General features: G+C 34.8%; 13 protein-coding genes. 10 read left to right on the top strand and 3 right to left on the bottom strand.

Features of this window, described 5'->3' with window-relative positions:
* Positions 1-29: 29 nt before the first annotated feature.
* The 7 genes from trmD to RQM59_RS11415 all read left to right on the top strand — a co-directional run bounded on the left by trmD (position 30) and on the right by RQM59_RS11415 (position 8,368).
* Complete coding sequence (gene trmD / locus RQM59_RS11440) at positions 30-707, top strand: tRNA (guanosine(37)-N1)-methyltransferase TrmD (protein ID WP_349242248.1); 678 nt, start codon at positions 30-32, stop codon at positions 705-707.
* A gap of 31 nt (positions 708-738) precedes the next feature.
* Positions 739-2,178: a glycosyltransferase family 39 protein gene (locus RQM59_RS11435; protein WP_349242247.1), complete on the top strand. Its 1,440-nt coding sequence runs from the start codon at positions 739-741 to the stop codon at positions 2,176-2,178.
* A gap of 107 nt (positions 2,179-2,285) precedes the next feature.
* Positions 2,286-2,636 carry a 50S ribosomal protein L19 gene (rplS, locus tag RQM59_RS11430; protein ID WP_349242246.1) on the top strand — a complete coding sequence of 117 codons (351 nt, stop codon included), beginning with the start codon at positions 2,286-2,288 and terminating at the stop codon, positions 2,634-2,636.
* 1,328 nt (positions 2,637-3,964) lie between these two features.
* On the top strand, positions 3,965-6,190 hold the full coding sequence (locus tag RQM59_RS11425; RefSeq protein WP_349242245.1) for an NADP-dependent isocitrate dehydrogenase: 2,226 nt from the start codon (positions 3,965-3,967) through the stop codon (positions 6,188-6,190).
* Between the two features lie 72 nt (positions 6,191-6,262).
* A complete protein-coding gene (gene murQ, locus RQM59_RS11420) occupies positions 6,263-7,081 on the top strand; it encodes an N-acetylmuramic acid 6-phosphate etherase (protein WP_349242244.1) in 819 nt (272 codons plus the stop codon).
* Complete coding sequence (locus RQM59_RS14430; RefSeq protein ID WP_432208142.1) at positions 7,071-7,316, top strand: DUF6095 family protein; 246 nt, start codon at positions 7,071-7,073, stop codon at positions 7,314-7,316. The genes murQ and RQM59_RS14430 overlap by 11 nt, the downstream gene beginning before the upstream one ends.
* A 2-nt stretch (positions 7,317-7,318) precedes the next feature.
* The gene (locus tag RQM59_RS11415) at positions 7,319-8,368 is read left to right on the top strand and encodes an ATP-grasp domain-containing protein (RefSeq protein WP_349242243.1); all 1,050 of its coding nucleotides are present in this window, start codon (positions 7,319-7,321) and stop codon (positions 8,366-8,368) included.
* Here the strand turns inward: RQM59_RS11415 and RQM59_RS11410 are convergent.
* On the bottom strand, positions 8,365-8,859 hold the full coding sequence (locus tag RQM59_RS11410) for a DinB family protein (protein ID WP_349242242.1): 495 nt from the start codon (positions 8,857-8,859) through the stop codon (positions 8,365-8,367). The genes RQM59_RS11415 and RQM59_RS11410 overlap by 4 nt on opposite strands.
* A gap of 204 nt (positions 8,860-9,063) precedes the next feature.
* Between RQM59_RS11410 and RQM59_RS11405 the strand changes: the two genes are divergently transcribed.
* Positions 9,064-9,732, top strand: a complete 669-nt coding sequence (locus tag RQM59_RS11405) for a hypothetical protein (protein WP_349242241.1) — start codon at positions 9,064-9,066, stop codon at positions 9,730-9,732.
* Between the two features lie 30 nt (positions 9,733-9,762).
* Here RQM59_RS11405 and ettA read toward each other — a convergent pair whose 3' ends face one another.
* Positions 9,763-11,454: an energy-dependent translational throttle protein EttA gene (gene ettA, locus RQM59_RS11400; RefSeq protein WP_349242240.1), complete on the bottom strand. Its 1,692-nt coding sequence runs from the start codon at positions 11,452-11,454 to the stop codon at positions 9,763-9,765.
* Between the two features lie 27 nt (positions 11,455-11,481).
* A complete protein-coding gene (locus tag RQM59_RS11395; RefSeq protein ID WP_349242239.1) occupies positions 11,482-11,658 on the bottom strand; it encodes a CAL67264 family membrane protein in 177 nt (58 codons plus the stop codon).
* 157 nt (positions 11,659-11,815) lie between these two features.
* Between RQM59_RS11395 and RQM59_RS11390 the strand changes: the two genes are divergently transcribed.
* Positions 11,816-12,787 carry a hypothetical protein gene (locus tag RQM59_RS11390; protein ID WP_349242238.1) on the top strand — a complete coding sequence of 324 codons (972 nt, stop codon included), beginning with the start codon at positions 11,816-11,818 and terminating at the stop codon, positions 12,785-12,787.
* Entirely contained in the window at positions 12,784-13,749 is a 966-nt protein-coding gene (locus RQM59_RS11385; RefSeq protein ID WP_349242237.1) for an early set domain-containing protein, read from the top strand. Before RQM59_RS11390 ends, RQM59_RS11385 begins: the two co-directional genes overlap by 4 nt.
* Position 13,750 lies beyond the last annotated feature (1 nt).

Below are 13,750 nucleotides of genomic sequence, written 5' to 3'. Positions count from 1 at the left end.
AAACGAACAATTCTTGTACATTTGCACCTATGCGTATAGATATTATTTCTGCAGCACCAGATTTACTCAAAAGTCCTTTTAATCATTCAATTATTAAAAGAGCTAAAGAGAAAGGTTTAGCTGAAATACACATTCATGACCTAAGGTCCTTTGGCCTAGGAAACTATCGTCAAATTGACGATACTCAATTTGGAGGAGGCGCCGGTATGGTGCTCATGATAGAACCTATTGCAAACTGCATTGAGCAATTGCAAGCTGAGCGTACTTATGATGAAATCATCTATATGACTCCAGATGCCAAAACATTGACGCAAAGCGTATCTAATACGCTTTCTTTAAAAGAGAACATCTTAATTTTAACAGGACACTATAAAGGCGTAGATCAACGTATCAGAGATAAATATATAACTAGAGAAATCTCTATTGGTGATTATGTTTTGACAGGAGGCGAGTTAGCTGCAGCCGTTTTATGCGATAGTATAATTCGTTTAATACCAGGAGTGATAGGCGACGAAACATCTGCTTTAACAGATTCGTTCCAAGACAATTTATTATCTCCTCCGGTATACACCAGACCTTCAGATTATAAAGGGATGAAAGTTCCTGACATTTTACTTTCGGGGAATTTTCCTAAAATAGAGGATTGGCGAAGCGAGCAAGCATATAAAAGAACACAACAAATAAGACCTGATTTGTTAGATGAATAGGATAAAAACCTTTTTACACAAACACCCCGCTTTGAGTTGGGTATTAGGTTTTCAAGCCTTCCGTTTTCTATTGCTACCTTTTATGGGTTTAATGCCACAAGATGCCTATTACTATTTTTATGGGCAGCATCTATCATTATCCTATTTCGATCATCCAGGAATGATTGGATATATACTTCGGTTATTTAGCGAGATTTTTGGACAGTCCGTTTTCGTTGTAAAGTTTACAGATTTTGTAATCACTTCCTTAACAATATATAGCTTTTATACGTTAGCTTCTTATTTCCTATCTGAACAAAAGCTAAAAAGGGCTCTAGTATTGATTAGCTCAACTATTTTTATCTCTATACTTTCTTTCAACTCCACTCCTGATGTTCCACTACTACTGTTTTGGACGTTGAGTGTCATTTGCTTATACAAGGCAATCTTTGAGAACAAAAAGATCTTTTGGGTTTTAGCTGGGGTAGCTATGGGACTTTCTTTTAATAGTAAGTACACTGCCATTCTACTTCAATTTGGGTTGTTAGCTTTTTTAGTTTTTTCTAACAAATATCGCAAACTGCTAATATCGCCATGGACATGGTTGTGTTTGATCATTTCAGTCGCGGTTACTTTTCCAGTATGGTGGTGGAACTACCAAAATGAATTTGCTTCTTTTGCATTTCAATCATCAAACAGGACTAGTTCTATTTCAAAATTTCAAATCAAACCTAAATTGTTCTTTGGAGCTTTAGGTCATCAATTATTCTTGTTACTGCCCATACTATTTTGGATATTCATTGTATTTATATTTAAATATGTGAAACGTGCAGTCGTAAAGTTTAAACTACCACAATCCAAAACACTATTCCTATTAGCTTTCTTTATTCCAACCTTTGTAGGGTTCTTTGCATTAACTCCAATCTATTGGGTTAAGCTGAACTGGATGATGCCATCCTATATTACAGGCATTATTTTAGCCGGTATGTTTGTAACTAAGAAGCAGTTAAAAGCACAGGTTATCATATCCGTTGTTTTTCATGTTGCATTAAGTCTGCAGGTACTGTTTTATCTTGTTCCAATTAAAAGTGATGACACATGGGTAGGATGGGAAGAATTGGCAGCAGAAACTACAAAACTGAAAGAAGTATATCCCAATACATTTGTCTTTTCTAACGATAGCTATAAAACCTCCGCTGCATTGAATTTTTATTTAAGTGATAAAGTATATGCACAAAATATTATTGGCTTAAACGCATTGCACTTTGATTATCTAAAAGATGATCTATCTACATTAAACGGAAAAGACGCTATTTATATAGACTCCGATAAACGATTTCGAAATCCAGACAAAAAGGGAGAAGTTGATCCTGTCTTACAAGGTTATTTTGAAAATATTATAGAATTAAGCCCTATTATCATTAAACGTAACAACAAAGAGATCAGGAAGTTTTGGGTATTTTATTGTAAGAATTATCAGAATAAAAAATAATCAATAAAGATTTCTTTTAAAAAAAATAATTCCTAAATTTGCCCTCGCAAAATTAACCTCTGACGAAAATCGTGAATGTTAGTTTTTTAAACCATAAATTTTAAAAAATGGAATCTTTAGTAAAATTTGTTCAAGACGAATTTGTAACAAAAAAAGACTTTGCAGAATTCGTAGCTGGTGATACAATCACTGTGTACTACGAAATTAAAGAAGGAAATAAAACTCGTACTCAGTTTTTTAGAGGAGTTGTAATCCAAAAAAGAGGAAGTGGTTCTTCAGAAACTTTTACGATCAGAAAAATGTCTGGTACTATTGGAGTAGAAAGAATCTTTCCTGTGAACTTACCTTCAATTCAGAAAATTGAGATCAATAAGAAAGGTAAAGTACGTAGAGCGCGTATCTACTACTTCAGAAACTTAACAGGTAAGAAAGCTAGAATTAAAGAGAGAAGAGACTAGTTCTAAGCGGTTCTTAATAATATTAAAAAAGGCATTGTATAATTACAATGCCTTTTTTAATTAACAAATGTTAATAAGTACTGTTTGTATAATGTTCATTTAAAACTCTTTAAAAAATTTGCGTAATTGAAAAACCCATATATATTTGGAACATGAATACGGAGAAAGCGATTAGATTTTCGTAAGGAGAGACAAAAGTTTTTGAAGTAATCTAATAAAGATATGTTCTTTATTTGTTGGTGAAAGTTGTCTTGATTAACGTTTGTAGTTAGCTGCATGAGTTAATTTAAAATGATAGAGCGGCGCAAGTCGATTAATAGTTTTAAATGTATAATTATTTAATTATGCGGTAAGACAAAAAGAAGCCAACAGAAACATGGAAAAACCAAGAAGCGCAAGCAGAAAGGTAAAATAAATGTTTCGAACGGGATGTAAAGCTCCGAAAGCGCAAGCAGAAAGAACTAAACATTGCGGAAGTGCGGAAATGTCAGGATGCGCAAGTAGAAAGTCAAGGAAACACTTCGAAAAGAGACATGAAAAATCATGAAACGCAAGTAGATTGAAAAGACATGTTTCGAACGGGATGTAGAACTCCGAAAGCGCAAGCAGAAAGAACCAAACATCGCGGAAGTACGGAAACGTCAGGATACGCAAGTAGAGAGACATGGAAACACTTCGAAAAGAGGCATGAAAAATCATGAAACGCAAGTAGATTGAAAAGACATGTTTCGAACGGGATGTAAAGCTCCGAAAGCGCAAGCAGAAAGAACCGAACATCGCGGAAGTACGGAAACGTCAGGATACGCAAGTAGAGGGACATGGAAATACTTCTAAAAGAGACATGAAAAATCATGAAACGCAAGTAGATTGAAAAGACATGTTTCGAACGGGATGTGAAGCTCTGAAAGCGAAAGCAAAAAGAAACTAAACATCGCGGAAGTGCGGAAACGTCAAGATACGCAAGTAGAAAGGCAGGAAAACACTTCGAAAAGAGACATGAAAAATCATGAAACGCAAGTAGATTGAAAAGACATGTTTCGACTGAAGTAGTCACTTAATAGTTTCTTTGTTTGAAAGAAACATAGGATGAAAATCTTATTTGAATTGTAGCAATGCAAAACAGTATTTAAAACTATTTCAAAGAAGCCATATCACAGTAATTTATTACTTGATATGGCTTTTATATTTCCAAAAATTGTACACTTTTTTATCCTAAAAATAATCCTAAAAATCCTAAGAAAAATTTACGTATAATTCGTAAATTCGCACTGCCTTGGAAAAGCATCTCGTATGCTTCTTTCTTTAACATTTAATAACTCACAGATACTATGTCGCAGAAATCCACCATATTTTATACTATCACCGATGAAGCACCAGCTTTAGCAACACAATCACTCTTACCAATCATTGAAGCTTTCACAAAAACTTCCAATGTTGAAGTTGCTACAAAAGATATTTCATTGGCTGCTAGAATTTTAGCTAACCTTTCAGAATACCTTCCAAAAGAGCAACAGGTAGAAGACGCTTTAGCATTTTTGGGCGATTTGGCAAAAAAACCTGAAGCTAATATTATCAAACTACCAAATATCAGTGCTTCTGTTCCACAATTGAAAGCAGCAATTTCTGAGTTACAGAACTTGGGATATAGCCTTCCAAATTATCCGGATACTGTATCTAGTGAAGAAGATAAAAAAGTATTAAGTCTATACAATAAGGTAAAAGGTTCTGCAGTAAATCCAGTGTTAAGAGAAGGAAATTCCGATAGAAGAGCCCCTAAAGCGGTAAAGAATTATGCAAAGAAGAATCCACATTCAATGGGAGCTTGGTCTTCTGATTCTAAAACACATGTATCTACTATGGATGTTGGAGATTTTGCCCATAATGAACAATCTGTTACTATTACAGATCCAACAAGTGTTCGCATCGTTCATGAAGATAAACAAGGTAATGCAACAACCTTAAAAGAAGGTATTTCTCTCTTACAAGACGAAATTATTGATGCATCAGTGATGTCGAAAAAAGCATTAATTAGCTTTTTAGATGCTCAAGTACAAGATGCTAAAGACAAAGACATTCTGTTTTCATTGCACATGAAAGCTACCATGATGAAAGTATCTGACCCGATTATTTTTGGTCATGCAGTAAAAGTATTTTTTAAAGACCTTATTGCAAAGCATGAAGATACGTTTAACGAAATCGGATTTAATCCAAATAATGGCTTTGGTAACCTTATTGCTAATCTTGACAAATTAGATGCTGCTAAAAAAGAAGCCATTTTAGATGATATCAACGAAGTATATGCTGCAAATCCAGATCTTGCTATGGTCAATTCTGATTTGGGTATTACCAATTTACATGTCCCTTCAGACGTAATTATCGATGCTTCTATGCCCGCAATGATCCGTACATCTGGACAAATGTGGAATGCGGAAGGAAAACAACAGGATACAAAAGCTGTTATTCCAGATAGCTCCTATGCCTCTATTTATCAGGCAACTATTGATTTTTGCAAAAAGAATGGCGCCTTTGATCCGTCTACAATGGGTACAGTACCGAATGTAGGTTTAATGGCTCAAAAGGCAGAAGAGTATGGGTCACATGATAAAACATTTGAAATTGCTTCAGATGGTGTAGTAAAAGTAATCGATGGTAATGGAAATGAGTTAATGAAGCATACTGTGGAAACAGGAGATATTTGGAGAATGTGTCAGGTAAAGGATGCTCCTATTCAGGATTGGATCAAACTAGCTGTTTCTAGAGCTCGCGCAACACAAACACCTGCTGTATTCTGGTTAAACGAAAATAGAGCCCATGATGCCGAGTTAATCAAAAAAGTACATCAGTATCTTCCAAATCACAACACAGCGGGGTTAGATATCAAAATCTTATCTCCAGAAAAAGCAACTGAATTTACGTTGAATAGAATTAAAGAAGGAAAAGACACCATTTCTGTAACTGGAAATGTATTAAGAGACTACTTGACAGACCTTTTCCCTATTTTAGAATTGGGAACTTCTGCTAAAATGCTCTCTATTGTTCCATTGATGAATGGTGGTGGATTGTTTGAAACTGGTGCCGGAGGATCTGCTCCAAAACATGTACAACAATTTGTAAAGGAAAATCATTTACGTTGGGATTCTTTGGGTGAATTTTTAGCACTGGCAGTATCTTTAGAACACTTAGGAGAAGTTTCAGGAAATCCAAAAGCTAAAATTTTAGGAGAAACATTAGACAACGCCACTGACAAGTTCCTAGAAAACAGCAAATCACCATCGAGAAAAGTGAATGAATTAGATAACAGAGGAAGTCACTTCTATCTTGCTATGTATTGGGCACAGGAATTAGCAAATCAAAACGATGATAATGCGTTAAAAATCGCATTTACTCCTATAGCGGAGGCATTTGCTGCTAATGAAGCAACCATAGTGGACGAATTGAACGATATCCAGGGAAGTCCGGTAGATATAAAAGGATATTATCATCCAAATCAAGCATTGGCTTCTCAGGCAATGAGACCTAGTCAAACACTTAATGCAATTTTGGAAAACATATAGCATCGTAAACAACAATAATGAAAGAGTGCCCACAGCACTCTTTTTTTATGGATTTATTTTTACATTTGAGCAATGGACTTTATTAAAACCACAGAGCACGATTCCAATTATGACCATTTAGAGAATATGGGGATTTCTGATTTATTAATAAACATTAATAAAGAAGATCAAATTGTGGCTTTTGCGGTACAAAAAAGTTTGCATCAAATAGAAAGCCTTACAAAACAGGTAGTAGACAAATTACGTACAGGAGGTCGACTTTTTTATTTAGGCGCTGGTACCAGCGGACGATTAGGCATCTTGGATGCTTCAGAATGTCCTCCTACTTTCGGTGTTCCTAATGGATTGGTAATTGGGCTTATCGCTGGCGGAGATACAGCCATTAGAAAAGCTGTTGAGTTTGCTGAAGATTCAACAACCCAAGGGTGGAAGGATCTACAGCAACATGCTATTTCTGACAAAGATATCGTCATAGGAATTGCAGCTTCAGGCACTACTCCATATGTACTAGCAGCGCTCAAAGATTGTAATACCCACAATATTGTTACCGGATGTATAACTTGTAATGAAGGGAGTCCTTTAAGTAAAGAGGCTACATTTCCAATTGAAGTTGTCGTTGGACCCGAGTTTGTAACGGGTAGTTCACGAATGAAAGCTGGAACTGCACAAAAATTGGTCCTAAATATGATTACCACTGCGACCATGATTCGCTTAGGAAAAATCAAAGGAAATAAAATGGTAGACATGCAACTCTCTAATGACAAATTGGTTCATAGAGGTATTACCATGTTAGTTAATGAACTACAAATCGACCAAGAAACTGCTGCGCGTTTACTGGAAAAACATGGATCAGTGCGTACTGCGATAAAAAATTATTCAAATGGCAACTAACAAAAGACAACTAGAGAAAGGCCTAAAATATCTGGGTTTTTTAGTCTTACTTTTTATTGCATCACCAATTGCATTAAGCCTTTCCTACAAAGCATTAAGTATCTACAACGAGGGGCAACAATATGCTATTGCTATGTTTTTTTTAATACTTTCTTGCCTACTCGTCATTTTTACTGTTTTCTTTGCATTCAAAACATTTAAAACTATCTTAAATGCAATTTTCGATTCTAAATAACCTTGGCAAAGAATAGATTACATAAGATCTTACATTGGGAACATTGGCCATTATTGATGTTTTATATTCCCAACATTCCATATGCATTATTTCATGGTATCAAAGAATGGAATTTAGTCTTTTACACTGCTGTTAATCCAGGAATTAAAAACTCTGGAATTGGCTCGGAATCAAAGTACGAAACCTTGCAAATGCTTCCGCAGAAATTTATTCCGAAATCTGTATTACACAAAGCTGGAACCGAAACTACAGAGACCTTTACCAATTTAAAAAATCAACACATACAATTTCCTGTAATTGCGAAACCAGATGTAGGGTTTAGAGGCCTATTAGTCAAAAAAATAGATACCCAAGATGCATTATCCTCCTACTTAGATAGTTATGATATCGATATAATTATTCAAGAGTTTCTCACTCATGATAACGAATGTGGTATCTTTTACTATAGACATCCTAATGAAGAAAAGGGTACTGTTACCTCAATTACACTAAAGGAGTTTTGTCACGTTATTGGTGATGGAACCTCTTCCATTGAAACCTTAATTTTGAGCGATGAAAGGGCAAAGTTATACTTACATTTGATTAAGGAAAATCAAACCGTAAATCTAGAAAAAGTACCTAAAAAGGGGGAAATAGTGAAACTATCTAGTATTGGAAATCATTCGAAAGGAACAAGGTTCATTAATGGAAATCATCTAATTACACCAGAATTACATTACTCTTTTGATCAACTTAACCATCAAGTAGAAGGATGGTATTATGGCAGAGTCGATGTAAAATATGATAGCCTAGAAAAATTGTATCAAGGGGAGTTCAAAATCTTAGAATTGAATGGTATTCTTGCCGAACCCACACATATTTATGATGTTAGTAAAACCACCTATTTCGGTGCCCTTAAAATAATTCGAAAGCACTGGAAGCAATTGTATAGAATTGCCGTTTATAATCATAAAACGCAAAAAGTTCCTTATAGAAAAATGTTTCCTTTTATTCGAGAAATGCTCGCATTAAAAGCCTATTCAAATCGAGTAAAGAAGATGGCTAAAATTTAACTGGCCAATACTTTTTTAGGAGTGGTAGGGTTGTAACCAAAATCATTATCTGGTAATTCTAATCCAAGTTGATTTACTAAAAATCCTATGCTCGAAAAATGATGAATCGCATGACTATGTGCTTGACATAATGCACTTTCTAACGTATACTTCATTGTTACCTTCCCTAAGCCTAAATCGTCAGTTACATTGATGACCATACCAAAATCTTCGGTCCTTAACTGATGTAGTCTTTCAATAACTTGATTGAAATATTCAATTCCCACTTCGGTATGTTGTTCGGCCAACACATTTCTTTCACGCTTAGAAAAATCGACATCTTTTGTTTCCAGCCCATTGAAAATACAACTAAAGACATCTAAAATATGTCTCATATGTGCCCCAATACTAGAATGATACGGAGGAGAAGATGTATCGCTATATTGCTCATCTGACATCGCATTTAACAATTTAATTCCTCTCTGTAAATTCTTCTCAATTGCGTTGATCATAAAACTATCTGGATTTAGAATGCATAAAATTAAACTTTATTTTCAATTATGCCAGAAACTACACGTTAAATAGAGTCGTAAAAACATGGAATAGTTAACTAAAAAAGCAAGAAAAATATTTTTTGGCACGCTCTTTGGAAATTTCAATACAAATGCGGAAGCCGAAAAGCGAAAAGAGTAGGCAATATTTTAAAACCTAATATTATGAAGAAAGGAATACTTTTATTAGCGGGATTACTGTTATTGACAGTAAACACAGAAGCGAAAAGCACTGAAAATCCAGTGAAGAAAATTGGGTTTTCAACCAAATACTACAATTCGGTTAGTTTTGTAGAAAGAGGAATTCAATTTGATGTTTTTTTAAATGGTGATTTTGATTTTGAAGCCATACGCAGAAATTACAGATACAACAATCGAAGAAACAGACATAGTAGAATCAGAATTTCTAGAGATTACAAAGGAAGAATCAATAAAGTTGGAAATGTATCTATTAGGTATGATCATCGAGGAAACGTACGAAGAATCGGATCCATATTTATTCAATATAGAAGAGGAAGGCTATCAAATGTTGGAAATCTAAAGGTGAGATATAACCGATGGGGGGATCCAAGGTTTTATGGAGAAGTAAAGTACCAATACTCTTATAGTCCAGGATTTGTTTATGATTATAATGATGTGTACTTCTATAGAAATGAGTTTAGAAATAACTATAGATTATATAAACAAGATGCTAATTTCTATTACTATAGAGCAAACAGAAGTGCAAAAGTTTCGAGAAACAAGCTTTTGAAACGAAGAAAACAAACAGTGGTTAAAAAGAAACCTGTAAAGAGAGTTGTTAAGAAAGCAAAACGAAGATCGAAAAGAAGTTAAATAAAAAACCGAGCCATTGGCTCGGTTTTTTTATCTAATTAGTTTTTTATACTTAATACGTTTTGGCATTAGATCGCCTCCTAAACGTTTCTTCTTATTTTCCTCATAATCCGAGAAAGATCCTTCAAAGAAATACACCTGACTATCGCCTTCAAAGGCTAAGATATGTGTGCATATACGGTCTAAGAACCATCTATCGTGACTAATTACTACAGCACAACCTGCAAAGTTTTCTAAACCTTCCTCTAGCGCACGTAGCGTATTCACATCCAAATCATTGGTAGGCTCATCTAACAGTAACACATTTCCTTCTTCTTTTAAGGTCATGGCTAAATGCAATCTATTGCGTTCTCCTCCAGATAAGGTATCTACCTTTTTATTCTGTTCACTTCCTGAAAAGTTAAAACGACTTAAATAGGCTCTTGAATTTACTTGCTTCCCTCCCATCATCACCAAATCTTGTCCATCCGAAAAGTTTTCCCAGATCGATTTTTGAGGATCAATATTCGAATGAGATTGGTCTACATAAGCGATCTTAGCCGTTTCTCCTACATGAAAAGTACCTTTATCAGCATTTTCCTCACCCATGATCATTTTAAAGATCGTGGTCTTTCCGGCACCATTAGGTCCAATGATTCCAACAATACCTGCTTGGGGAAGATTAAATGCTAAATCTTCATATAATAGTTTATCGCCATAAGCCTTAGAAACACCCGAAGCTTCAATTACATTAGTTCCCAAACGAGGTCCATTCGGAATAAAGATTTCCAGCTTTTCTTCTTGCTGTCTCTGATCTTGACTCATTAACTTTTCATAACTTTTCAAACGTGCCTTTTGTTTGGTTTGCCTTCCTTTAGCTCCCTGACGTACCCATTCCAACTCACGTTCTAATGTTTTCTGACGTTTGGAAGCTGTCTTGCTTTCCTGTGCTAATCGTTTTGACTTCTGGTCTAACCAGGAAGAGTAGTTCCCTTTCCAAGGAATTCCCTCTCCTCTATCTAATTCTAAAATCCAACCTGCTACATTATCTAAGAAATAACGGTCGTGCGTTACAGCGATTACGGTTCCTTTATATTGTGCCAAATGGTGTTCTAACCAATGTACAGATTCTGCATCTAAGTGGTTCGTAGGCTCATCTAATAATAAGATCTCTGGCTCTTGCAATAGCAATCTACATAAAGCTACTCTTCTTTTCTCACCTCCAGAAAGCACTCCAATCTTCTTATCAGGCTCAGGAGTTCTTAGAGCATCCATAGCAATTTCTAGCTTGGTATCTAATTCCCAGGCATTCGAAGCATCGATCTTGTCTTGTAGATCCGCCTGCTGCGCCATCAACTTCTCCATCTTATCAGGATCAGAATACACTTCTTCTAGGCCAAACATATCGTTGATCTTGTTATACTCATCTAAAATTGCCACTGTTTCGGCCACTCCTTCTTTTACTACTTCGATCACTGTTTTTTCTGGATCCAACTTTGGTTCTTGTTCTAGATAGCCTACATTATATCCTGGAGAAAAAACAACATCTCCCTGAAAATTCTTTTCTACACCTGCAATGATCTTTAATAAGGTAGATTTACCCGATCCATTTAAACCCAGGATACCGATTTTTGCCCCATAAAAGAAGCTTAAATAAATATCTTTTAAAACTTGTTTGTTTGTACTTTGATAGGTCTTACTCACTCCCGACATGGAGAAAATAACCTTTTTATCGTCTGACATATATTACTTGAAAAATTAAAGTTGAAATTATACTCTTCCTTTTAAGGCATTAAATACCCATGCAATGGCGAAGAAACCAATACCTACTGCTGCGAATCCCCATCCTGCAACTTCATCATATCTAAACGCTCCTAATCCAATAAGCGCAAACCCTACAAATATCATGATAAAGGTTGCCCATCCTAAAACTGTGTTTTTATTCATCTACATTAAATTTAAACTATAAAATTACCTTAAAATTGGTCATTTCACATAACTATTGCCCACAAATATCGTTCTTTTATTTGAAATTTTTTTTGTCATTTATGTTTACGCTATTTTTGGCGTAACATTTGTGGTAAAACAAACGTCTTTTATATAGATGAATAGATTACTAACCATACTCGCCATATTCTTTTGCAGCATAACCATGTATGCCAATGATGGCGTGTACTTTGATAATACACCTTTTCACTTTACCAAAGCGCAACGTATTAATAAATACACAACTCGTATTCCCTTTAAGCTAGTAGATCGTTTAATAGTCATAGAAGGAGAGTTAAAAGGTAAAAAAGGAAACTTTATTTTTGATACCGGTTCGGAAAAACTATTGATCAATAAAGTGCATTTTTCAAACCTTATCTTGCATGATGATAAGATCAGTACTACTTCTGGAGTCTTAGATTATGTTGATAATCCTATTCAAAAAAGAATTCAGAATTTTTCACTCAAGAGTCTTTCATTATATAATAAGACATCAGATCTTATTGATCTTTCACATATAGAGAGTTCAAAGAAGATCAAGATTCTGGGTATACTAGGGTATAATATCTTAAAAGATTATGAGGTCTTTGTAGACCTCTACCTGAATCAAATTACTCTTACGAAGACAGATAAAAAAGGAAATACATTGGGAAAGAACATTTATTTAGAGAAAATAGTGGATAGTATTTCTTTTCGTTTAAAAAAACACGCCATTATCCTAGATGGATTCATCAATAAGCGGAAAGCTGTTTTTGCGTTGGATTCAGGTGCTGAGTTTAGTCAAATCAACAATCGTATTCATAAAAAAGCACTAAAGGCGTTTTACCCAAAAGACAGAATTATCTTAAAGGGGGCAAGTAATAAGAAGCTAGAAGTAATATCAGGGAATCTATATAGGGTTCAATTGAGTAAAACTGTTTATTTTGGTCCTATGAAAACCATCTTAACTGGGTTCCTAAATATCAATAAAGCGTTTGGCACCAGGTTAGATGGTGTTTTGGGCCATGATTTTTTTGCTCAGAAAAGGGCTATCATTAATTATAAAAAGCAAAAAATATACTTTATCAATTATCCTTTTATTAGAAAATGAAATTAAGAATCTTACATATCATCATTTTCATTTGTTCGTTATCGATGTCTTCGATGCACGGACAAAAAGATACTATTAAAGGGTATCAAATCGATGGAGATTATATTGTTTTTCGATTCAATAAAAGTGATTATATAAAGGCCACGAATGACCATACAGAAGAAAGAATTGACTTTAAAGACCTGAATATTAAAGAAGTTTTTGTGGCTGGAAGCTTTAACGACTGGTCCAGAAATCAATGGAAAATGAAACAAGTATCTGAAAACATCTATGAGTTACGAAAGAAGCTTTCAGATTTAAATGAGTTTACACCAGAATTTAAATTCGTAGTCAATGAGAAATATTGGGCGGAGCCTACAGAGGAAGCTCAAAATATTACTGCGGCTAAATCGTATGACGGTATTGATTATTACACGTATAACTTTAAAATATTGCTGGCGTACCCATCTAAAAAAGGAAACTACACCTTTAGGTTACCAGGGTATAACCGCGCAAAAAAGGTGATTCTAAGCGGTTCATTTAACAAATGGGACGAAGACGATTTTAAAATGAATAGAACAGAAAACGGATGGGAATTGACACTGCAGTTAAAACCCAGTTATTATGAATACAAGTTTATCGTCGATGGCGAATGGATGGAGGATCCCGAAAACAAAAATAAAGCCATCAATGAATTTGGAGGTTTCAATTCATGTATTGACATAAAAAAGAATGTCTCTTTTATTTTAGAAAAATTCAAAGACGCAAAAAGCGTGATTCTTACCGGTTCTTTTAATGATTGGGATGAAACTTTATGCCCTATGAAAAAGACAGCCAAAGGATGGATATATACGATACAATTATCTGCTGGAAAGCATCACTATAAATATATCATTGATGGAAAATGGGTTATCGATCCTGATAATTCTGTAAAAGAATATGATCTGGAAGGAAACATCAATTCTGTCAAAATGGTAAAGTAGT

This window comes from Asprobacillus argus (assembly GCF_032248395.1).
In the GTDB taxonomy this organism is placed as follows: Bacteria; Bacteroidota; Bacteroidia; order Flavobacteriales; family Flavobacteriaceae; genus Polaribacter; species Polaribacter argus.
Note: the sequence above shows the minus strand (reverse complement) of the source record. Positions and strands in the feature narration are given on the sequence as shown.

Bases quoted from the DNA above. Each gene is read 5' to 3' on its own strand.
- trmD (WP_349242248.1), top strand. From the start codon at position 30: ATGCGTATAGATATTATTTCTGCAGCACCAGATTTACTCAAAAGTCCT.
- rplS (WP_349242246.1), top strand. From the start codon at position 2,286: ATGGAATCTTTAGTAAAATTTGTTCAAGACGAATTTGTAACAAAAAAA.
- RQM59_RS11425 (WP_349242245.1), top strand. From the start codon at position 3,965: ATGTCGCAGAAATCCACCATATTTTATACTATCACCGATGAAGCACCA.
- murQ (WP_349242244.1), top strand. From the start codon at position 6,263: ATGGACTTTATTAAAACCACAGAGCACGATTCCAATTATGACCATTTA.
- RQM59_RS14430 (WP_432208142.1), top strand. From the start codon at position 7,071: ATGGCAACTAACAAAAGACAACTAGAGAAAGGCCTAAAATATCTGGGT.
- RQM59_RS11410 (WP_349242242.1), bottom strand. From the start codon at position 8,859: ATGATCAACGCAATTGAGAAGAATTTACAGAGAGGAATTAAATTGTTA.
- RQM59_RS11405 (WP_349242241.1), top strand. From the start codon at position 9,064: ATGAAGAAAGGAATACTTTTATTAGCGGGATTACTGTTATTGACAGTA.
- ettA (WP_349242240.1), bottom strand. From the start codon at position 11,454: ATGTCAGACGATAAAAAGGTTATTTTCTCCATGTCGGGAGTGAGTAAG.
- RQM59_RS11395 (WP_349242239.1), bottom strand. From the start codon at position 11,658: ATGAATAAAAACACAGTTTTAGGATGGGCAACCTTTATCATGATATTT.
- RQM59_RS11390 (WP_349242238.1), top strand. From the start codon at position 11,816: ATGAATAGATTACTAACCATACTCGCCATATTCTTTTGCAGCATAACC.
- RQM59_RS11385 (WP_349242237.1), top strand. From the start codon at position 12,784: ATGAAATTAAGAATCTTACATATCATCATTTTCATTTGTTCGTTATCG.